Annotated in this window: 25 protein-coding genes and 1 tRNA gene; 2 read left to right on the top strand and 24 right to left on the bottom strand. The window is 58.6% G+C overall.

The genetic code is table 11. The features are described 5' to 3' along the window. Position 1: 1 nt before the first annotated feature. The gene (locus ACR3ES_RS19310) at positions 2-1345 is read right to left on the bottom strand and encodes a Na(+)-translocating NADH-quinone reductase subunit A (protein WP_170435361.1); all 1344 of its coding nucleotides are present in this window, start codon (positions 1343-1345) and stop codon (positions 2-4) included. 294 nt (positions 1346-1639) lie between these two features. Here ACR3ES_RS19310 and ACR3ES_RS19315 point away from each other — a divergent pair, with 294 nt between their 5' ends. Both ACR3ES_RS19315 and ACR3ES_RS19320 read left to right on the top strand, forming a co-directional pair. After that, positions 1640-2755: a THUMP domain-containing protein gene (locus ACR3ES_RS19315; protein ID WP_170435359.1), complete on the top strand. Its 1116-nt coding sequence runs from the start codon at positions 1640-1642 to the stop codon at positions 2753-2755. Positions 2756-2858: 103 nt separating this feature from the next. After that, positions 2859-2935, top strand: a tRNA-Pro gene (locus tag ACR3ES_RS19320). 277 nt (positions 2936-3212) lie between these two features. On the opposite strand, the gene ACR3ES_RS19325 is transcribed toward ACR3ES_RS19320, so the two are convergent. The 23 genes from ACR3ES_RS19325 to ACR3ES_RS19435 all read right to left on the bottom strand — a co-directional run bounded on the left by ACR3ES_RS19325 (position 3213) and on the right by ACR3ES_RS19435 (position 20625). Further along, on the bottom strand, positions 3213-5375 hold the full coding sequence (locus ACR3ES_RS19325) for a hypothetical protein (protein WP_480424214.1): 2163 nt from the start codon (positions 5373-5375) through the stop codon (positions 3213-3215). 106 nt (positions 5376-5481) lie between these two features. Continuing rightward, positions 5482-5817: a hypothetical protein gene (locus ACR3ES_RS19330; protein ID WP_480424215.1), complete on the bottom strand. Its 336-nt coding sequence runs from the start codon at positions 5815-5817 to the stop codon at positions 5482-5484. Between the two features lie 22 nt (positions 5818-5839). After that, positions 5840-6658: a DNA adenine methylase gene (locus tag ACR3ES_RS19335; RefSeq protein WP_480424216.1), complete on the bottom strand. Its 819-nt coding sequence runs from the start codon at positions 6656-6658 to the stop codon at positions 5840-5842. Positions 6659-6810: 152 nt separating this feature from the next. Beyond that, positions 6811-7791 carry a contractile injection system protein, VgrG/Pvc8 family gene (locus ACR3ES_RS19340; protein WP_480424217.1) on the bottom strand — a complete coding sequence of 327 codons (981 nt, stop codon included), beginning with the start codon at positions 7789-7791 and terminating at the stop codon, positions 6811-6813. 3 nt (positions 7792-7794) lie between these two features. Continuing rightward, positions 7795-7998: a tail protein X gene (locus ACR3ES_RS19345; RefSeq protein ID WP_480424219.1), complete on the bottom strand. Its 204-nt coding sequence runs from the start codon at positions 7996-7998 to the stop codon at positions 7795-7797. Further along, positions 7995-8426, bottom strand: a complete 432-nt coding sequence (locus ACR3ES_RS19350; RefSeq protein ID WP_480424220.1) for a phage tail protein — start codon at positions 8424-8426, stop codon at positions 7995-7997. The genes ACR3ES_RS19345 and ACR3ES_RS19350 overlap by 4 nt, the downstream gene beginning before the upstream one ends. Beyond that, positions 8426-9844 (bottom strand): phage tail tape measure protein, encoded by a 1419-nt coding sequence (locus ACR3ES_RS19355; protein WP_480424222.1) that lies wholly within the window; start codon positions 9842-9844, stop codon positions 8426-8428. Before ACR3ES_RS19355 ends, ACR3ES_RS19350 begins: the two co-directional genes overlap by 1 nt. Then, the gene (locus tag ACR3ES_RS19360; protein WP_480424224.1) at positions 9802-11169 is read right to left on the bottom strand and encodes a phage tail tape measure protein; all 1368 of its coding nucleotides are present in this window, start codon (positions 11167-11169) and stop codon (positions 9802-9804) included. The genes ACR3ES_RS19355 and ACR3ES_RS19360 overlap by 43 nt, the downstream gene beginning before the upstream one ends. Positions 11170-11182: 13 nt before the next feature. Then, entirely contained in the window at positions 11183-11329 is a 147-nt protein-coding gene (locus tag ACR3ES_RS19365) for a GpE family phage tail protein (protein WP_480424226.1), read from the bottom strand. Positions 11330-11355: 26 nt separating this feature from the next. After that, positions 11356-11655 (bottom strand): phage tail assembly protein, encoded by a 300-nt coding sequence (locus tag ACR3ES_RS19370; RefSeq protein ID WP_171558849.1) that lies wholly within the window; start codon positions 11653-11655, stop codon positions 11356-11358. 81 nt (positions 11656-11736) lie between these two features. Further along, positions 11737-12237 carry a phage major tail tube protein gene (locus ACR3ES_RS19375; protein WP_253261200.1) on the bottom strand — a complete coding sequence of 167 codons (501 nt, stop codon included), beginning with the start codon at positions 12235-12237 and terminating at the stop codon, positions 11737-11739. A gap of 12 nt (positions 12238-12249) precedes the next feature. After that, positions 12250-13434: a phage tail sheath subtilisin-like domain-containing protein gene (locus ACR3ES_RS19380; protein WP_480424228.1), complete on the bottom strand. Its 1185-nt coding sequence runs from the start codon at positions 13432-13434 to the stop codon at positions 12250-12252. Positions 13435-13476: 42 nt separating this feature from the next. Continuing rightward, positions 13477-14043: a hypothetical protein gene (locus tag ACR3ES_RS19385; protein WP_480424230.1), complete on the bottom strand. Its 567-nt coding sequence runs from the start codon at positions 14041-14043 to the stop codon at positions 13477-13479. Further along, positions 14043-15272, bottom strand: a complete 1230-nt coding sequence (locus ACR3ES_RS19390) for a phage tail-collar fiber domain-containing protein (RefSeq protein ID WP_480424232.1) — start codon at positions 15270-15272, stop codon at positions 14043-14045. Before ACR3ES_RS19390 ends, ACR3ES_RS19385 begins: the two co-directional genes overlap by 1 nt. 1 nt (position 15273) lies before the next feature. Beyond that, positions 15274-15840, bottom strand: a complete 567-nt coding sequence (locus ACR3ES_RS19395; RefSeq protein WP_480424234.1) for a hypothetical protein — start codon at positions 15838-15840, stop codon at positions 15274-15276. Further along, positions 15840-16919 (bottom strand): phage tail-collar fiber domain-containing protein, encoded by a 1080-nt coding sequence (locus ACR3ES_RS19400; protein WP_480424236.1) that lies wholly within the window; start codon positions 16917-16919, stop codon positions 15840-15842. The genes ACR3ES_RS19395 and ACR3ES_RS19400 overlap by 1 nt, the downstream gene beginning before the upstream one ends. A gap of 2 nt (positions 16920-16921) precedes the next feature. After that, positions 16922-17548, bottom strand: a complete 627-nt coding sequence (locus ACR3ES_RS19405) for a phage tail protein I (RefSeq protein ID WP_480424238.1) — start codon at positions 17546-17548, stop codon at positions 16922-16924. Then, entirely contained in the window at positions 17541-18542 is a 1002-nt protein-coding gene (locus ACR3ES_RS19410; protein ID WP_480424239.1) for a baseplate assembly protein, read from the bottom strand. Before ACR3ES_RS19410 ends, ACR3ES_RS19405 begins: the two co-directional genes overlap by 8 nt. Beyond that, positions 18539-18880 (bottom strand): GPW/gp25 family protein, encoded by a 342-nt coding sequence (locus ACR3ES_RS19415; RefSeq protein WP_480493569.1) that lies wholly within the window; start codon positions 18878-18880, stop codon positions 18539-18541. The genes ACR3ES_RS19410 and ACR3ES_RS19415 overlap by 4 nt, the downstream gene beginning before the upstream one ends. Then, on the bottom strand, positions 18877-19101 hold the full coding sequence (locus tag ACR3ES_RS19420; RefSeq protein WP_480424243.1) for a hypothetical protein: 225 nt from the start codon (positions 19099-19101) through the stop codon (positions 18877-18879). The genes ACR3ES_RS19415 and ACR3ES_RS19420 overlap by 4 nt, the downstream gene beginning before the upstream one ends. Continuing rightward, complete coding sequence (locus tag ACR3ES_RS19425; RefSeq protein ID WP_171558876.1) at positions 19101-19640, bottom strand: phage baseplate assembly protein V; 540 nt, start codon at positions 19638-19640, stop codon at positions 19101-19103. Before ACR3ES_RS19425 ends, ACR3ES_RS19420 begins: the two co-directional genes overlap by 1 nt. Next, the gene (locus ACR3ES_RS19430; protein WP_480424244.1) at positions 19640-20185 is read right to left on the bottom strand and encodes a hypothetical protein; all 546 of its coding nucleotides are present in this window, start codon (positions 20183-20185) and stop codon (positions 19640-19642) included. The genes ACR3ES_RS19425 and ACR3ES_RS19430 overlap by 1 nt, the downstream gene beginning before the upstream one ends. Further along, positions 20182-20625 carry a phage virion morphogenesis protein gene (locus tag ACR3ES_RS19435; RefSeq protein ID WP_480424246.1) on the bottom strand — a complete coding sequence of 148 codons (444 nt, stop codon included), beginning with the start codon at positions 20623-20625 and terminating at the stop codon, positions 20182-20184. Before ACR3ES_RS19435 ends, ACR3ES_RS19430 begins: the two co-directional genes overlap by 4 nt.

The raw sequence follows: 20625 nt of genomic DNA on the forward strand, positions 1-20625 counted from the left end.
CTTAGCCCTCCTTTTCAATTTTTGTCAGGCAGTCGCGCAGCGCCAGCCCGTATTCGTATTTCGCGGGGCAGGCAAAGCCCACAAGGCCCAGATCCTCTTCGTCGAGTTCCAGGGCCCCAAGGGCCTGCGCGGTATCGGTGTCCATCACCAGCAACGCACGCAACAACTGGGTCGGCAGGTAATCCTGCGGCATCAACCGCTCAAAGGTCCCCGTCGGCACCATCGCGCGGCGTCCGCCGTTCAGGTTGCTGGTCAGCTTGAACAGCTTGTGCGAAAAGGCCGAGCCCAGCACCGGCTGCACCGCGTATTTCGAAGGCATTGGGCGGATCCAGCCCATCGGAATCTGATCGTGGTCTTCGCGGATAATTGTGATCTGACGAGAGAACCGGCCCAGATAGGCAGTCGGCCCCTCGGCTTGATGCCCGGACAGGACCGATCCTGAGATAATGCGCGCTTGTCCGTCGACCTGGACCTCGTCCCGGGTCAGGTCGTCGGTCGACGCGCCCATAACGGTCCGGATCAGACGCGGCTGACGTGCGCCCGGCCCGCTCAGCGCGACGACGATGTTGGGGTCCAGATGGCCGGTCTGCATCACGCGGCCGATGGCGATGACATCCTGATACCCGATGGTCCAGACCTGCTTGTCACCCGCCAGCGGTTCGAGGAAATGGATATGGGTTCCGGCCAATCCGGCCGGATGCGGTCCGTCAAAGGCAGCAACTTCGACACCCGGCACATCCGCACCCGGAACCGAGTCACCATCTCTGTGGCACAGATACGTCTTGCCCTCGGTCAGTTTTGAAATCGCCGCCAAACCGGCAGCAAACGCCTCTCCGGCATCGGCAATAATCACCGCGGCATCCGGTGCCAGTGGTTCGCTGTCCATCGCGGTCACGAAGATTGCGGCCGGTTTTGTGCCCGGCGCCGGTATCTTGGAATACGGGCGTGTGCGGAACGCGGTCCACAGACCGGCAGCGCACAGCTTTTCCGTCACGCCCTCAGCATCCTCGGCATTGCCGACGCCCGAGAAATCGATCCCCGTGTCATTGGCGTCCGAAACCGCGACAACAACGCTTTGCAGCACACGACGTGCACCCCGGTTGATGGCGACGACCTTCCCGCTCAGCGGGGCCACCATCATGGCTTCGGGCACGTCCTTGTGGCAGAATAGCGGGGTGCCACGTTTCACCTCATCGCCTTCCTGAACCAGCATGCGAGGTTTCAGCCCAAGATAGTCTGCCCCCAGCACTGCTACGCTTGAATACTCCGGCCCTGGCTGAATAGTTTGGTCGGGGGCGCCTTGAATTGGCAACTCCAACCCTTTTTTCAGTTTGAAAGTTTGCATCTCGCTACGGTCTTCCAAGCCTCTATTTCTGCGCCCGCTGTTTGCCGCCCTGCAGTTCAGGCCGTGCAACAGCCCGGATTTTCCAACCGTCAGGGCCGTCTGAGCGCCGGTCACCTGTCGGAATCCGCAAGCGTATTTCCGATCACGGACCCTTTACGCGGGGATGCCGCGAAACGCAAACCTCTTAACTGCGAAAACCGTACTACAAAATGACGTTCTCCTGAAGGCGCCTCGCTGTCTCACCAGTGTAAAAAACCGTGTTGCGCAGATTTGCATCCGGTGTAAGCAACGGACATGAGCAATTCTGACGATCTTGAGATATTTTTGGTTGCTACACCCGGTCTGGAGGGCCCGCTTTGCGCTGAGGCCGTTCAACTTGGCTTCTCAGATGCCCGTCAGGTCGCTGGTGGTGTCACCTGCCGGGGAGGCTGGTCCGAGGTCTGGCGCGCCAATCTGTCGCTGCGCGGCGCGAACAAGGTGTTGGTCCGGATCGGCAGTTTTCCCGCTGTACACCTTGCGCAGCTGGACAAGAGGGCGCGCAGATTTCCCTGGTCGGACATTCTGCGCCCGGATGTGCCTGTCAAAGTCGAGGCCACAAGCCGCAAATCCCGCATCTACCATGCTGGCGCAGCCCGGCAGCGGATCGAACGCGCGATCTCTGAAACGCTTGGCGCGCCCGTCTCATCGGATGCCCGCCTGCGTGTTCTGCTGCGCATCGAAAAAGACATCTGCACGTTTTCCGTTGATACCTCTGGCGAGCCTTTGCACAAGCGCGGCCACAAACCCGCTGTTGCCAAAGCCCCAATGCGCGAGACGATGGCGGCGATGTTCCTGCGAGAGTGTGGCTTTGACGGGACCGAGCCTGTGATGGACCCGATGTGCGGATCGGGCACGTTTGTCATCGAAGCCGCCGAAATCGCCCTCGGCCTATTACCAGGTCGGTCGCGGCGGTTCGCCTTTGAAGATCTGGCCGGTTTTGATACGCAGGCTTGGGACAATATGCGCCAACATGACGCGATTGGCGAGACGGATCTGCAATTTGTCGGATCGGACCGCAACACCGGCGCGATTGAGGCGGCGGGCACCAACGCCAACGAAGCTGGGGTCGCGTCGGTGACACGTTTCTCGCAACGCTCAATGAGTGACCTAAAACCCTTACCCGGCCCGGCGGGATTGGTGGTCGTCAACCCGCCCTACGGCGCCCGGATCGGAGACGAAAAACGCCTCAGATCGCTTTACGGCAGCTTGGGCAAGGTCCTGATGGCGCGGTTCTCGGGATGGCGGGTCGGCATCGTGACCAGCTCGGGCCCGCTCGCCCGTGCAACACGGCTGCCATTCCTGCCGACCGGACCGGTGGTCGATCACGGCGGCACCAAAGTCCGGTTGCACAGAACCGAAGCCCTACCCTGATCACGCGCCAATCTGCGCAATAACTGCCCTTGGTCCGCTCTGCCAATACCCAGGAATTTCCCTTGCACATCCCTATCACCAAGTATAGATCACCCGCCACGGTCGGAGTGTAGCTCAGCCTGGTAGAGCACTGTCTTCGGGAGGCAGGGGTCGGAGGTTCGAATCCTCTCACTCCGACCAATAAATCCAGATAGTTACCCGTTTTACTTTGCCCCCAATTCACGGTCGCTCCGGATTATGCGGCTATTCGGGTGTAGCTCGCCACAACTTTTTGCAGTGAGTGACAAGGATATTTGCAGCAGCGTGTTTTTCTGGCTCTGAGCGATTTGGCGACTAAACGCCTTGAGAGACCTTGGTCAAATCACCTCTCTCCTGCCGTTGTCCCACTTTGGCGCATCCTGTCTACGTGCATGCATTCACCTCGAATGATGAATGGCCTCGCCTCCGATAGGATCTGTTACAGCGCCTTTACGTCATCGTAAATCTTGCGGAGATGCTCATCCGACATGTCTAGGATGGGTTCATACATAAAGGAGTTCAGGTGGATGTTCTCTGGTGTCATGAGAACAACTCGGTCCATTGTCGGAATGGCAGCATGGCTAGGGAAGTCCTCACGAAAACGCTTCAGTAGCACCGTAGTCTGATTGCCGCTTATCTGCCCAGGCAGGTTCGGGTCGTTGATCTGCCCGAGCATGTATTGCTCTGCACGGAGGCTGGTGGCGATTGATAGGACAATTTTGTTTTCAAAGTTGGCAGCATCTGCTTCCTGAAGGCAGTCGTCAGCCTCTTGGTAGACCAAGTCCAAAACGCGCGCCCCGGACGGTGCCGCGTTCGCTGGTAGGGCACCAAAAATTGTCTGGTAGATGTCAAAGATGTCGTTGTCCTGAATGCCTGCGGTGCCATCCTTGATGTGCAGAAGACATGTCAGAGTCTCGTAGTCAGGGTCGTCTTCGCCCTTAGTGTACTCCACAAGGTTGCGCATAAACGGAATGGAAGCGATCCGCTTTCTCGGCTCCGTTCCGAAATGGACCTTCCAGTCGTTGACGAAGATATTCTTGATCCCGACTGCCTTATTGACCTCAATGCCACCTTCCTTCCTCGCGACCATGAAGCAAGACTTGTAGTTAACAAAACGGCTTTGGATCGTCCTGAAAAAATCAAAGTTGTGGGTGAGGATGACCTGTCGGAATTTCTCGTCGTCCGCGATATCCTTCAGATACTGAATGATCGCATACTTGTTCTTGTAGTCGAAGGAGTCCGCGATATCGTCGACGATGATTATTGTTTGCTGCCCCGCCTTCCGCCGAACTTCAATCTCGAAGATGATGTTCAGGATGTAGAAAGCCCTGCGCTCGCCAGTGCTGAGGACATCCAGCAGCGCATCCCTTTCGACATCCCTTCGGTCGTCGCCTTCCTTGAAGGTGAAACCTAGTTTCGGGATTTTGTCCTCGTTGAGAACGACCGACACAAGGTTCTTCACCTTTAGCTCGAATGGGACGAAGAAGCGCTCATTGAAGATTTCGATGACTTCTTGCCATGCCGTCCGTTCATTGCGAGCCGCCTCTTCGATCTCCTTCCTCCTCTCCGCGGCTGCCCGGATTTCCCTGACCAGTTGATCGAAAGCGTCGCGATGCTTCACGAAGTAGCTTTTCCAGACTTGCTCCTTAAAGTCGGCGACATTCGCCAAGGCGGGAAGAATGTCTTCGTGATCAGCGATGAAGGAATTGAAGCCCCTGACATTGGCGTTTTTGTGAATAAGCTTTTCGATTGCGTCGAACTTCTTCCTCAGGTCGACATCTGATGTGATGCCCTCCTTCTCGTCCTTAACCAACTCCTCGAGCTGCTTCTTCGATGTGATCTCAACCTTTTCACCTGCATTCAGGCTGACGCTGTGGGCTGCATCGAAGAATCCGTTGTCGGCGAGCGCCTTCGCTATCACCCCCGCATTGTAGTAGGTGAAAGTCCCGCGCTTGAAGTACTGCGACTGGTCGATGAGTTCGTTAAAGCGCTTAATGTAGTCTTCTAGTGCTTCCCGAACTTGTTCCTGCTGGAGCATCTCGACAACCTTCGGATCGAAGACGAGATCATATGGGATGTCGGCAAACGGAGCTTCCGACTGTTCGTCGACCTCCGCAGCGACCCGACTAATAGCCATGAGAAACTGTTCCGACGTCCTGGTGAAGGTCGACGAGATTTCGGAAGCGAGATCTTTTTTCGAGCCTGACTGGTCCTTCAATGCGGCGAGAAGCGTCTTCTTTGCATCCTCAATGCTTTCATTGAGTTTCTGGTGTTCCCTGCGGAGAGCCGCATTAACGAGAAGGGTGGACGTCTTTTCGTTGCTACCAAAGTCTTCATCGTATGGTCGAATTATCAGAACGGATTCCGGATCGAGTTCCGCATCGTTCTCGTCGAGTACCGACCTCTTCGTAGGTCTGTCCGGGAACATCTTGTCAGAAGATTTCTTCTTATCAGCGATGTCTTGGAATGTTTTGGCAAGTGATGATTTCATGGCACCGTTTGGCGCATAAAGTGCGACAGCATTACACTTGCTGAAGTCGAAAGCGTGCTCCAGTTTCCGAATTCCGTAGCAGTACTCCAAATCGAGTTTCAGCGTGCGCATAAAACGACTCCCCCCTCTTCTTTGTACTGGTTGTATCGGTCACCGTCTCAATTGGCCATTGGTAGAAAGCGCAACCGATCCAGCCTAATGTAGCCGCTCGAAGTATTTAAGCGGGATCGGATGCGGCCTGTTCAACCGAGATCTTGAACGGTACTTCAGGCAAATCTACACACCGGCTCAGTACGTCCTTTTTAAATTCATCAGGTGCCATGGCGAGGTCTCGCGCGGCTCGGTAGCCTTCGATGTAACCGAAGATCGCACCCACGTAAGCCAAAGCTGACATAGGGGACGACACTCCGGTTTTGTCCATTGGGTTTTTTATGCGGTGGAGCACATCGGCACAACTCGCTTCGGAAACCCACGCACCCGGTGCCAGGTCTTCAGCGATTGCTTGAGGTGTGGTCAGGGCGAGTGCCAGAGCGGTCGATGCTGCCAGTTTCATGAAACCGTGTTCCTTTAATGGTTCAGTCGAATCCAAAATTCGAGATCAGCAGTTCGGCGCGCTGGCCTCGTCCTTGATTGACCTTACTGACCGAATAGGTAGTGGAAACCTGACTTAGGTGGAAGGCGTCAAAAATCTCACGGATTTCGGGCACGTCATTAATCGACATCAGGAAGCGGCCTTTGATCCGGCCGAGTTGGTCTGCCATCTGATCAAACTCTTCACGGGCGAACATCTCTTTGCCGTAGTCACTCTCGCTGCCCCAATAAGGTGGGTCGAGATAGAACAGAGTAGCTGGGCCATCATAGCGCCGGATGAACTCGGCGTAGTCCAGGCATTCAATCACGACACCCGCCATGCGGCTGTGCAAGTCTTCCAGCATGGGTTCCAGCGTGGTCAGGTTGAAGCGGCCCGGCCGGTCCTTGCTGACACCAAAGTTGCGGCCTGAGACCTTGCCTCCGAAAGCGGTACGCTGCAGGTAAAGAAAGCGCGCAGCACGCTCCAAATCGGTTAGGGTGTCTGGATCGGTATCGACCAAGCGTAGAAACTCGGCGCGAGTGGTGAGCTGGAAGCGCAGCACCTCCAGGAATTGCGGATAGTGCCGTTGCAGGATGCGAAAGAGGTTGCTGACATCGCGGCCGAAGTCGTTGATCACTTCCGAGCGCGGCTGCATTGCACGTCGCAGAAAGATGCCGCCCATGCCGACGAATGGCTCGGCGTAGGTTTGGTGCTGAACACCATCAAGGATGGCGGTGATCCGCTTTGCAAGATTGCGCTTCCCGCCGAGCCAAGGCGCTACCGGATTGACGGGTTTAACGGGGTGTAAAAGCTCTCTTTTCATAGGGTGTAGAATCGTGCCTCAATGCCGGTCCCTTCGAAGGGAGGAGCGGCCATAAGCTTTTGCTGGTCGGCGGGGTCGGATGTGAGAGTTTGGCCCCGTGTTGAGGGGCGTTGGCGCGCCCCTTGACCTCCGTTATTCGACGCTCAATTCGCTCATCCCTTGCCCTTCTCATTGTCGCGCTCGGCATCAAAGCTGGTGGTCAGGGTGTCGGTTAGACGGTGCTGGACACGGGTGATTAGCCATTCGCCGGTCAGCTCAGGCTTGATGCCCTGGAGATCGACCTTGGCCTCGGCCATTAGGTCACCCCAGAAACCACCCAGTTCGATGCTGATCTTGCCGCTGGCCCGGCGTGAACGCGTGAGGGCAGCGTTGGCCGCACTTTGGGCTTCAGCTTCGGTGGGATAGCGATGGCGCAGCGCCAGCTCTGGCTCCCTGTCCCCGGCGGTCGCCCTGCGGGTAACTGCGGTACCGCGCTCGCCCCATTCAGCAGTCACCCGGCCGTATCTCCCGCGCCCGGTGATTTTCCAGGAGCCACCCTTCATTTGAGTGCGGTGAACGACAAAGATGGGCAAATCTGATCCGTCCGCAGCTTTGCCTTCTCCGTGCTTGGCGAAGACTAGGTATTCGCCTGCGGGCTTTGAGACAGCGTCTAGACCCTTGGCCAGCCGGGTTAGGAAGTTGAGATCGCTTTCGGAAGTTTGCGCTTGGTAAGCGTAGAAATGCGCCTTCAAACTTTCACTTACCAGCGATTTAAGACCGTGTTCACCGGCGATCTTGCCGACGATGTCCTCAATCGTCACGTCGCGCCAGCTTCGCGTCTTGCGGGCGCGGATGCCACTCAGCATGTCAGTCGCCTTGGCACTGATCGTCATGGTGTCCGGCGCGATCTCGCCGCTTGTTTCATCGACAACATAGGTTCCGATCTCGACAAGGTCGCCGACGAAACCGAGAGCGATCTTGAGCTTTGCGCCAGCCTTAGGCAACGCGACCAGGTAATCGCGATCATCAACCATGATCTCGGCTGTGTCGGACTTCAGCCCGGCCTCATCGATGATGGTCAGGCTGGTAAGGCGGTCCTGAAAGTTGCCGGTGACATCCGTTCCGTCAGCGATGATCTGATAAGCGATGTGCATGGATCACCCCCAGAGCCGGATCGGTTTGCGGACAGTTTGCTCCGGCACGTTGGGCAGCTTGATCAACAAGCCCTTTGGCAAGACTGGCCCAAGCGCGGCGAGGCCGGGATTGGCATTATAGACGGCGACCGTCATATCTTCGCGGCCGTAATGAGACTTACAGATGGCATCGACCATGTCGCCGTCGATCGTGCGGTAGGTACTCATAGCAGACCTCCGATGAACGAAGCCAAATCGCCAGTATCCGGCCCGTAGCTCTTAAGAGTGAGTGAAAACTCGATCTTGCGTGGCGCGCCGTCACGGAGGAGATAGCTCTTGCGCTCTTCCACCCGCACAATCACCCAGCGTTTCCAAACCCAACCCAAGCCATCGACCATCATCATCGGTAGGCCACTGCCTGCATTTAGACGCATCAGATCGACCTGGTGCAGTCCCCCCTTGAAGTGCGGATAGATCACGCCCTCGATCGCAACCTCCTGTGCGCCGGGACCGAGATACTGCAACGCCGGTTCGCGGCCGATGCGTTCGACCTCGTTCCAGCGATACCCGGCGCTTCGTGAAAACTGCTGGTAAGCCCCATTCGTCATTCCAAACCGAAAGCTTCCGAGCGCCATCATGACAAGTCCAGGCTGCATCAGTAATCCACCCCGTCGTGCAGATCTGCGCGCCGGGCATCTTCACGCTGTGCCAGACGACGCTCAACCTCGCGGCCAATGTCTTCCGCGCTCATGCCCTGCGTCGGATAAATGTTGATCGTCACAGTGTCGCCTTCTCGGGTGATCTGTGGCGCGCGAGTTGGAGCCGACATCACCGGGCGACGATCAATAGTTTCGACGATTTCGGCATGAGAGGGCATTGCAGCAACCGGCGCGGCCATCGCCGAGGCCGCCATTGCGGCCTTCAGCACACGACCGGGCAGAATGGTGCCCGATACGCCCGGCACGAAAATCTCCGGGCTGCGTTCGCCCACCAGGTAAGGCATGCCCGCACGGACCGGGCCTCCGCGATCGCGTTCACCGTTCGGGTTTGCTTCAGGCGCATCCTCTGCGGCAGTCACCCAGTTCCAGGCATCCTGCATCCAGTCTGGCACGATGCTAGACAACTTCTCTGAGATCGCGGCAACCATCTGCGGCACAAGGGAGGCCATTCCGTCCCATAGCCCCTGCAGCAACTCGACACCGACATCAAATAGGCTGAACTCACGGAACACTTGAACGATCTCTTCCGGGACGCCCAACAATTCCATGACATAGGCTATCAGACCCTTCATTGCCTCGGTCGCAAGCGTAAACGGATTGAACTCAGCCAAGAGTTTAAACACGCCGTTTAACAGCCCTTCATCAAAGGCCGCTTTGACGGCATCCACCTTCTCGATGACGAAGCTGACGATCTGATCCCAGTTGTCGTAGACGACGTAGGCAAGCGCTGCGACACCGGCGATGATCAGCCCGATCGGATTGGTCAGCATCAGAACGCCGAGGCGGATGAATGCCTTGGATAAGAGGCCAACGCCGCCTAGCAACCACTTGATCGGACCAGTTGCTACCCACGCCAGAACGCGACCAGCGGTGCGGATCGGAGCCATTGGGAACTGCCAGATCAGGCGGAGTGCAAAGAACCACGCATAGAGCCTGGCAACGGTGCTGATCAGCCCTTTGTTCTCTTCAACCCAGCGTGCAACACTACCGACCACCTCACCGAGCGCTTCACCGGCGTTCTGACCCCAGCTAAGCCATTGCTCTTCGGTTGCATCCATCGGACCGAGCAGGTTCGTGAACCATTCCCAAATCTGCAGGGCGTAGTTGATGATGGCGTCAAGCATGGGAGCGGCCGGGCCAAGCGCCTCGCGGAAGGTGCGCCAGAAACCGACAAAGAAAGTCTTCAAACCCTGCCAGTTGTTGTAGATCCAGATACCCGCCATCGCGACACCGGCCAACAGTGCACCGATCCCGGTAGCGAGAAATGCAAGACGGATCGCAATCAACGCACCGCGCACCAGCTTCATCGGGTTCAAGAGTGCCAGTAGCGCTCGGCCGAGCTGCGGCAGAAGCACCAGGAGCCAGCTTCCGGCGCGGATAATATGCAAGATTGGGTCAGTATTGAGAACAGCACCCACCGCAGTGCTATCGAGCCGAGACGGAAGACCAGAAGCCCAGCAGTCAGTTTGAAGATCAAGCCGATCAGTTCTGGGTGTGCCTCGGCCAAGCCCTGGAGAGCTGCGATCGCAGGAATGACAGTCTCAATCAATGCGACGATCTCGGGCAACAGCACTGTGCCGATCGAGATCGCCGCGCTTTCAGCAATGCTTTGCAGTCGCTTCAATGACCCTGCTGTGTTCTCATTGAGTTTTGCGGCCACACGCGCAGCCGAACCTGCCTCGGTCAGGCTATCGGCATAGGATTGCAGCGCACCGCTGCCCGCCTGTTCGAGAAGGATCGTAGCGGCGCTGGCGGCTTCCATGCCGAAGATATCGTTGATCAGCTTGGCTTGCTGGCCAGAGCCGAGGCGCTGAAGGCTCTCATGTACTTCGGCAAGGATTGTGGGCATGTCTCGCAGGTTGCCGCTGGCATCAACGGTCTGTACGCCCAGTTCGGCCATTGCGTCGGCCGCAGGCTTAGGAAGCGCCGCCAGACGCAACATCATGGCCCGGAGCGCGGTGCCCGCCTGGCTGCCCTGGATGCCAGCATCACCAAGCTTGCCCGCCATCGCCGCTGTCTGTTCAAGAGATACGCCAAGCGCAGCCGCATTCGGGGCTACGTATTTCATGGTATCGCCCAGCATGGTGAGATCAGTGTTCGAGGTGGTGAAGGTGTTGGTCAACACGTCGCCCAGGCGACCCATCTGATCGGCTTCCATGCCGAAGCCACTCAAGACGTTCGAGGCAATATCCGCCGCCTGACCGAGATTGATCGCACCGGCGCTGGCAAGGTTGAGCATTCCGGGCATTGCCTCGACAGTTTCGTTGACCTCGAAACCTGCCATTGCAAGAAAACGCATCCCCTGGGCGGCTTCCGACGCAGCCCAGGGTGTCGTTGCGCCCAACTCTCGGGCGGTCTCTGTCAGCTTGGCAAGCTCTTCATCATCAGCGCGGGCGACGGCCGCGACCTCGGCCATCGAGCGTTCAAAATCAATCGCTGGCTTTAGCGAGGCGGCCAGCGATCCAGCCAGAGCGGCGACACCGAAAGCTTCGCCCATGAGGGCCGAACGGCGAGCCTGATTTGCGGCCAGTTGTTCATTGGCCCAGGCGACACCGGCGCGACCCGTTTCTTCCGTGACCGCACCGATCCGGCGGAGGGAGTTCGTAACAGCGCGTGCTGGTCCGGTTGCCTGATCCACCAGCTTCAGAATGAGCGCAATGTTCAGGTCGCCAGCGGCCATCTCGTTTCCGTTCCTATCGTTGGTTAAACGGGGAACGTCCCGGGTTGTTCTGAACCTCGAAGCGTTCTCGTGCCTTCTCGCGCCACCGTGCCAACTCTTCGAGGGGCATGCCCCTCATCGCATCAGGCTGCCAGTGGAAGACCGAGGCGATGTCGGCCATCGCGTCTTCCACATCGTCGGGTAGCTTCAGGTATTCGCTTCCAGCGCCTGAAGCTCCGACTTCTTCGCGAAAAAAAGCACTGTCTTCCCGCAGAGCGCCACGAAGTCGGCCGGATCCAGTGCGGCTACCTGAGCCGAGGTCAGCGGGGGTTGAGTGATGCGTGGCAAGAGCTTGATCATGGCGTCGGTGTCCATCTGAAGCACATCCGTCATCTTGAGGCCGCGCAGTTCGCCAGTCTGGGGCTTGCGCAGATCAATGCCGGTCACGTCTTTGCCGTCGATCTTGACGGCAGCGGACAGGGTAACGTCATGTTTCTTCTTGGTCATGGTACAAATCCTGTTTGAGAGGGTGTTTTAACCAGGCGTGAACGGGGATGCGCTAACGCCTGGAGGTTCACTGTAGGCGGTTCAGAAGCCCATCGCGGCGCGCAATTCAGCGAGCTGATCTACACCGCCGATGATCCGCTTGCCTGCCTCGATATCGATCTCGAACAGCTCGTCGCCGTCCTTCAGCATGCGGAAGTAATCAACCTCGAGCGTCAGCTTCAGCGGCATGTCAGACCCGGACTTCAGATCACCGAAGTTGGTCATGGACCAGCGACCACCAAGCGTGCCGACATAGCTGTCGGCCGAGAAGTCATTCTCGCCCATCGCGCCGGGACGCAGGGTCATCCGCTGGCGGGTGCCAAACATCTTGATCAACTCGGGTGGCCATTCAGCGAGGGTCAGCTCGGCCTGCATTGCCTCCATGCCCATATCGACAGCGACAGGGCCGTCCATACCGCCACCACGGTGGCTTGCCGTCTGTATCTTCAGCTCGGGCAGTTTGCCCTCCAGGACGCGACCAGCGTAGCTGACCCCATCGACGAAGGCGTTGAAGTTACGGATTGTGCGCGGGTACTGCATCATGATCAGTCCTCCTTATGCTGCCGCGCCAACTTCGGCGATCAACTCGTCGTAGTAGTCGCCGTTGCGATGTGCGCGGAAGATCAAGTGCTCAAGCGGTGCGGGTGGTTCAAAGTCGAAGTCGAGGTAGAGTTTCCCGGCCTTCAGAGTGGCTTCTGTGTTCAGCTCGGGATCCAGCCAGCAATTGAAGCCCAAGAGAGCGCCAGTGTTGACCATCTGCTGACCGAATGCCTGAACGCCGTCGCGAATGTCCATGAGGAGTTGCGCCGACATTGGGCGGTCCATCGCCCAGAGATGGGCGCGCTCAATGCTCTCATAGATGATGTCGGCCGTGCGGCGGACAGACAGGAAGGCCCATTGCGCATCAGGGCTGGTGCCCCGGTTGCCCCAGAGCCGGAAGCCGTCGCGGCGGATGATTGTCGCAACTTCGGCCTCATTCATCCGGTTGGCCTCGGTTTCGGTTGAACTTAGGTGGAAGCTGACCGGGCGCGCCGTGCCGGAGATCCCATTGATCACCTGGTTGGACGGCGACCACCAGAAGCCCTTCTCGATGTCGCGCTTGGCGATCAGTCCGGCGACATAGCCAGAGGCCGGTCGGGTCACGTAAGAGGCCGAAACGTTGTCAAACACGGTCACGGCGGGATCGACGATGAACAAGCGATCGGAACCCCAGTTTTGGCGGTCTGCCTTGGCGTCGGTTTCATTGGTGTTTGGGCCATCCGCCACCACCACCGCTCGCAGTTTTTCGGCGACTGCGATCAGGTTGGTGACGACCGGGCTGGCAGGCTCGCCAGGCACGGTTTGGGTGAAGCCGGGTGCAGCGAGGATGCGCGGCGTCAGGTCAAGCTTGGATGCGGATGCCTCAAAGGCCCAGAGGCCGGTGCCTTGGGTGGCATCGCCGACCACCTTAGTCAGCGTCGTGGCAGCATCCGCACCTTCGGCGACACGAACCATCACGACCAAGGAAGCGCCCTGGGCATAGACCGCTTCATAGGCATCCTTCAGAGTGCCCGCGTCACCGAGCAGTGCCGCTTTGCGCGGTCCTTCGATTAGTAGCGGGGTGTCTTCGGGGAACTCGTCGACGTCAGCATTGGGGGCGGTACCCACCAGGCCGATCACCGAGCTTTTGGCGGTGCGAATGGGGCGAATACCATCATCAATCTGGATGACTTCCACCCCGTGGAGAAACTGCTCAGGCATGGGTGCCTCCTTTGGTTGCAGATTTGTTTTGCTTTTGGATTGTCATGGTTGGCCTCCTGCCAGCGCCTGAAACGCGGCAAGAGCCTCGGCGCTGAACACATCCAGCGCGGCTTGCAGCTCGTCATGAGTGGCAGCAGCCTTGACGGCGGCGCGACCGGAAGCGCGAAGAGCAGCGCCTTGACCGATATGGCCATGGTATGCGGCGTCTTTGCTGATGATTTTCTCGGCCAGATTGTCAGGCGAGATGCCGCCACCCGCCGCCTCGGTCTCAATCAACGCGGTCTGAGCATCCGTGGCCGTACCAGCCAAGTATGCTGTCGCGACCTTGACCTTTACGGGCCAAGTGTCCCGCTCTTCCTGCGTGGCGCTCTTAAGCAGCGCGCGCAGGTAGCTGGCGTGCGTGGCATTCACTTCGGCCAATGCATTTGCCTTGGCGTCTTCAATTGAGATCACCGGGGCAGCAGGCGGCGTGAATGTCTGGCCGTCATAAACATCATTGATACGAACGGCATCTGTCGCTTCGACCCAGCCTTCAGGGACGGGCGCGTCGTCCTCAATCCTTATCAGATTTGAAACACGGCCATCGGTGATTTGCGCTGCCTTTTTCATCAGTAGTACTCCGTAACGATGATGATGCCGTCAGCGCCATCTTGCCCCTGAGATCTAGGAGCAGCAGGAGGGGGCACCCCGACAGGCTGAGTTGAGGCCGTAACCCGAGTGGCGCCGCCAGCGCCGCCGGTGCCGGGCACTGTGGCAGCTTGCTGAATATCCTCGTCATTTAAAGAGTCAGATGGCCCGAAAATGGACCCACCCGGCAGCTTTGGACGCTCTCGGCCTTCTCTTTCTTCGAACCAGTTCTGAATGCCCGGAGAGCCGCGATAGTTGATGTCGCCCCCTGATGAATGGGCTGTCGGGCCAGGAAGGGTTCCACCGCCGCCATTCGCGCCAATGTGCCCAAAGGAGGTGTTGCCGCCCTGGCCTCCCCATGCGCCGGTGATCCCGGCAGAAGAACCGCCCGAACCACCTGCGCCAACTGCGTAAGTGAACTCTTGCCCTGGGTCTGGCGTCAGCCATGCTTCAAACCCCGCGCCGCCAGCGCCCGGATGTCCATAGAGCCAATCACCTGCTAGGCTGTGGAACGGTTGTTCACCTCCCTGACCGCCAGCGACGCCTCTCACGTGTATGGCCTTGCAGCCTTCCGGGGTGACGTACACGCCCGTGCCATGTGTGAGTATTCTGACGGTTGGGGGTTTCACTCCTTTGATCGCTTGCGCCACGCGCAGAGGCGACATTGCTTTGGTTTCAAGCGCGCCTGCCAGCGCTTGGGCTTCTGTGGCGAAATCCAAGGCAAATGTGCGATCTGCCGTCAGATCGCCGCCGCCCGTCATGCCTGGACCTGCCGTCAGGGTGCGGTCTGCCGACGCGTAAGTGGTGCTGACATCGACATGGATGATCAGGTTCTCAAGGTCCGAGAACACCACGTTGATGCGCAGATGCGCCGAGACTGTGTTGAGCGGCTTGTTTACCGGCGGGTCATAATGAGCGATGGCGATCATGTCGCCATCCACATCGAAGAGACCGGCCTCGCGGATCACAAACGGACCTTCATTCTCGGCCAGCAGTATCTCAAAATACGCCGTATTCAGCGCACCTTCCGTGACACCCTGCGCCGAGACCGGCTTGCGCCCCTGTTCATTCTCCAGTGCGATCTCGCCGCCAGCCGGAATGCGCTCGCCATCGCCCCATGCGATCTCGGCAATTTGGAGTGCCGAGGCATTTGCCAGCGCCGCCGCTTCCTTGTTGCGACCCACATTTGTGAGCATTGCGTAAGATGCCATGTCAGCCTCCTAACGCCTCAAACGCCGCCTGTGCCTCGGCCTCGAACGCGTCCAGTGCGGCTTGCAGCGCATCGTGGGTGGTCGCAGCCTCGACGGCGGCGCGGCCCGAAGCAAGGAGATCGTCGGCCTGACCGATATGGCCAAGGTATGCGTCTGCCTTGGTGATGATGGTCTGGGCTAGCGCATCAGGCGTGACGCCGTCGCGCGCCGCCGCCGCGCCCATAAACGCGATCTGGGCAGCGGTGGCGGTGCCCGCTAGGTAGGCTGTTGCAGCCGCGCTCTTCGCGGGCCACGTGTCCCGCTCTTCGGCGGTGGCGTTGTCAGTCGCTTGGCGCAGGTAGCTGGCATGCGTTGCCTTCACGTCCGCCAATGCTTTTGCTTTGGCCTGTTCAAACGGGATCACCGCAGCCGCAGGGGCAGCAGGGGTCGTGAATGCTTGGCCGTCATACTTGTCGCCGATACAAGCGACGCCGTTGCATTCGACCCAACCTTCGGGGATGGGGGTATCATCCTTGATCCGCGCGATATTGGTCACACGGCCATCGGTGATTTCAGCGACAGTCTTCATCAGTAGTACTCCGTCACGACGATAATTCCGTCAGCGCCACCTTGTGCGAAAACGGGTCCCCCCACACCGGCTCCGCCAGCACCTCCTGTTCCGGGAACTGTGGCGGATTGCCCGGCGCCCCATGCAGATACCGAGTCTGATGGTCCGAAGATGGACCCACCGGGAACGTGCAGGAATTCACGACCGTCGTGGCCCGTGTAGTTGACACGCTGCCCCGGCGATCCGCGAAAAGTGAGCACTTTCGTTGACGGATCATTGCCACGCCATGCCGTCGCCGTTGATCCAGTACTTGTGTTTCTGCCTCCATTCGCAGCGATGCTCCCAAAGCGGGTGGTGCCGCCGGAACCGCCGAAGACGGGACTCTGAAAATCGCTTAAACCGCCGGGCGAACCGCCTGCGCCAATTGTGTAGGTGAACTCCTGAAAAGGGGTTGGTGTTAACCATGCCTCAAACCCGGCACCACCGCCGCCGGGAAGGCCAAGGCGGATTGAGAAGTTTGGATGGGTTGCCGGGAATTCACCTCCCGCGCCGCCACCAACGCCTCTGACATGAAGGGCTTTGCATCCTTCCGGTGTGACGTAGGTGGCGTCTGCGCCCTCGGTGAGAATTGTGACCGTCGGGGCTTTCAGCGCTTCAATCGCTTGAGCCAACTGCTCCGGTGTGACGAACGCAGTGGAGGCGTCAATCTGAATATTCAGGTTTTGCAGGTCGGTGAACACCACCTTGATGCGCAGATGTGCCGAGACTGTATTGAGTGGTTTGTTCACCGGCGGGTCATAATGAGCGATGGCGATCATATCGCCATCCACATCGAAGATACCGGCTTCGCGGATCACAAACGGCCCTTCGTCCTCGGTCAACAGCACCTCGAAAAAGGCCGTGTTGAGTGCGTCTGCAACAGTACCTTTGCCTTGGACAGCTTTACGGCCCTGTTCATTTTCCAGTGCGATCTCGCCGCCTGCCGGAATACGTTTGCCATCGCCCCATGCAATGTTGGAAATTTCGAGCGGAGTGCCATTGGCCAGAGCCGCCGCTTCCTTGTTACGGCCCACATTCGTAAGCATCGCAAAAGACGCCATCGTCAGCCTCCCACTTCCACGCGCAGGTGGGTGTGTGCCACCGCTGCATAACCAGACTGCGCCGTTAGAACCGGTGCGGGCGGAATGTCCGCCACCGCCTCGGCTCTGATGGCTGTGTGTTGAAACGCCCCGCCATGAGCGGGGGTATCGATGCAGACATTGAGCGCCACATCGAAATGCGCCCGCACCGGCTTCACGTTGTCGATTACTTCGACGATCTCAGCCAAGAGGTCCGGGCTGATCTCGATGCCTAAGGAGTGCGAGCCGAGAACATCGACTGCGATGCGGAAGGTGTACGGTGTTCCGCCATATTCGAACCATTCGGAGATATCGATGGCATAGCCCAGCGTCTCCAGTGCCCGCCGCACAGCGCCGATCGTACCCTTCAGGCGGTGCAATTCGATGCTGCGCTTGATGACCGCGCGCTTGGTAGCCTCCGGCCAGCTTGCCTCCCAGGTCTCGACCGAGAAGGCCCAAGCGAGCCACCCAAGCAATTCGGAAGGGCATGTGTCGGGGTTCATCAACGTGGCCACCGACGTCAGATCGGGGGTGCCCTTGCGGATCGCCTGCTCAATCGCCTGGTCATGCCGCGTCGCGTTGGGTTTGAGGACCGAAGAAAGATCAGACATCACGACCTCCCACGGTCAGGGTGATGCCGGTGCAATACGCCGCCTGATAATCATCCACCTCGATATGGGCGGCGGGCTGGATCAGATCGACATTCTGCACTCCGGCTTGGTGTAATGCCGCATGTAGGCCAGAAATCGTGATGTCGTGGCCAAGTCGGTGATGCTCGTGCACGTAGGCTTCAATGGCCTCTCGGGCGGCTGCAAGCACAAGGTCTTCGTCTGGCCCGTTGTAAAGGGTCAGCATGGCTTCGACCTGATAAGGAATGATTGTGGGGGGTTTGACGCGCGGATGATCGGTCAGAGGACGAATATCTTCTTCGTTTAACCCGGTGCTAACGGCACTCAAATCCTGCTGTGACGGAGTGCCGTCACCATCACGGGAAAGAACCGTAACTGCCACATCGCCCGGCATAGGATCGTCAAGCCCAGCGTCATCGACGACCCGAAGCACTAAAACATCTGCGGGCAGTTGAGCAGCAATAGAGGGATCAAGCTCCAGCTTATCAAAGCGCGGTGCGTCAACAGACACGTCCTTAATTGCACCCGACGCAGACAGCGCCCAGAAGATGTAAGCGCCTCGCGGTCCCGCTGTTGGGAAGCCTTCCGGCGCGAGATGCGCACGGATGCGCAACCGGTCGTCATCCTCAAGCACCTCGGGTATTGGCGGCACCGCATTCGGGTTAGCCTCTTGGATCACTTGCCGGGTAACGCCAAAAAGAGCAGCGAGCTGATCGAGGTTGCTTCCGGTGGAAAGCGCCAACATGCAGGCCCTTGCCCCGTCATTGAACTCCAGTCGATCGAGCATCCGGTAATAGGCGCAGACCCGCAGGAGCTGCGCGGTCGGTTCACTCTCGAGCGACAGATAGGCTTCGAGATCAGGCATAAAGCTGATGGCCTCGGCCTTCATTTCAGCCAGCAGCACCTCATATTCGACCGTCTTGATAACCTCTGGCGCGGGCAGTTTGCTCAGATCGATCGAAGTGAAACCACTCATGCTGCCACCTCTGCATTGAGATCGACAGGCATCGGGATCACGTTTCCTTCCGCGTCATACAGTTCGAACTCGGCGTAGCCCGCACGGGTGGCAACCAATTCGATACGGGCCAGATCGATGCGAGGCTCCCAAAGGTCAAGCGCCTCGGCTGTCGCGAGGTAAGCGTCGATCATGGTCTCGCCATTGAGCGGCTGGTCGATCACGTCAGGCAAATCGGAGCCGTAGTCTCGCAGCATCACCAACGAGCCTTTGGGCGTTGTCAGAATGTCGAGGATCGACTGCGCCAAATGCACCGCCGCTTCGATCTTCCGACCCGTATGCCGGTTCATGCCGATCATTTCTTGGTGCGGCTCCGTTTGCCGGTTTCGGCCTTGTCAGCCGGGATCTCGGTGACAACGGTTTCGTCAGCGCCTCCAGCCAGATCGATGCCGATCAACACAAGAGTGACGTTTTCGTACTTGGCTTCGACATCGGTCAGAGACACGGTGCTGCCCTTGGCGCGCCACTTGCCTGCAACCCAGCCATCGGCTTTGACGGTGTAATCTTTCTTTTCGTTCATCAGATCGGTTTCCCTGTGTTGGAAGGTCCACGCTCGACGCCACTGTGGGTGTGGTTGGCAAGGCTGACGCCCTTGGCAGAGACGTCGCCGTTAGCCAGCACAGCACCGCCAACATGAACAGCGCCCCCAACGTGAACGTCCCCGCCGACCTGAACATCACCGCCAACATGAACGTCGCCCTCAACGTTCACATCGACGGTCACGTTGAGCGTTCCCTTGATGATCATCTCACCACCGGCCAAGTTGATTTGCGGGACGGCAGCGTCGGAGCTTGGTGCGTTTCCCGCATAGATCGAGGCTGCGATACAGCCCTGAGCGATTTCACCGCTCTCGGATATGACGATCACCTGCTCCCCAACCGTGGGCATCCACCAAAACTGCATCCCACCGGCGCGCAGTTGAGAAACGGGTAAAGGCGGTGATGAAAAACTGCCAAAATCAACGATGGCGGTGGCGGTACCAGGATCGACAGAAGCGATCCGGCCTACGCGGACGATGTTCTCGATACGGCGATCCGCTTCGGCGAGCGCTTCAGACATCAGCCTTGCCCCCCGATTTGGGTGTAGTCTTCTTCGACCCCAGGCTCGTCTCCAGACACCTGCGCCACATACAGCTCTACTCCGAGCGGTCGCGCTTCAGGCTGAAAGAAGCTGATCGGTTGATCCCATGTCACGGCCCAAAGCGAGACTGCATGATCCTTGGCCTTGGAGGAGATAAGCGTATGCATTCGGACGTTGCGGGCTTCGCCCATCGCCGGGTTGTCCCAGTTTTGACCAGGAACGAATGACAGGATTTTCTGGCAGATGTTCGCGGCACGCACGTCACGTGGCGCTCCCAGCCCATCCCTGACCACGACATAGACCGCCATTTGCAACATGAAGGTGTTGGCGTGTCCGGCATAGGTGGTGTCTTGCTTTGCACCCAGAACCGAGACCAGGACCGAGGGCGACGGCAAACCTTTGCGCTTCAACTCCTCAAGCGAGAATTTGCCCGCGTGCGGTTTGCATTCGGCCAGATCAGGCATGAAGGACTTAACCATTGCGCTGACAGTCTTGGGCAGATCGGAAAGCAGTGTATCGCTCATTGCAGAAGCTCCTCCAGCTTGCCGGTGACTAGATCAGCCAGATCGATCTCGTCTTCATCGGAGATCCCGAGATAAGGACGCGCGGGGATCCCGCTGCCGATCTCATCGCCGCCAAAATGATGATGCGCGGCGTAAATCAGGTTCGATCCCACATGGACTTCGCCGCCGGTTGAGTAACTGGCGATGCTGTCGCGTAGATCACCCTCTTCAACGAGCAGCGAATGGCGATCCTCGCGAGTGTCGTCATAGGCTTCGGACCAAGGCACCCAGGCCGCACCATCCGGGGCGGTCTTTGTTTCGAAGCGATTGCGGGTGGAGCTTTCCAGAATTGCACCAGCCGCGTCGGTCAACTCGGCCATTTGGAAACCTTCGAGACGGCTCAGCCGCTTGATTGCCGCGTCAAGTCCTTCGGTCGTCAGGGATGCAGTTACACCAGCCAT

This window comes from Ruegeria sp. B1 (assembly GCF_056535885.1).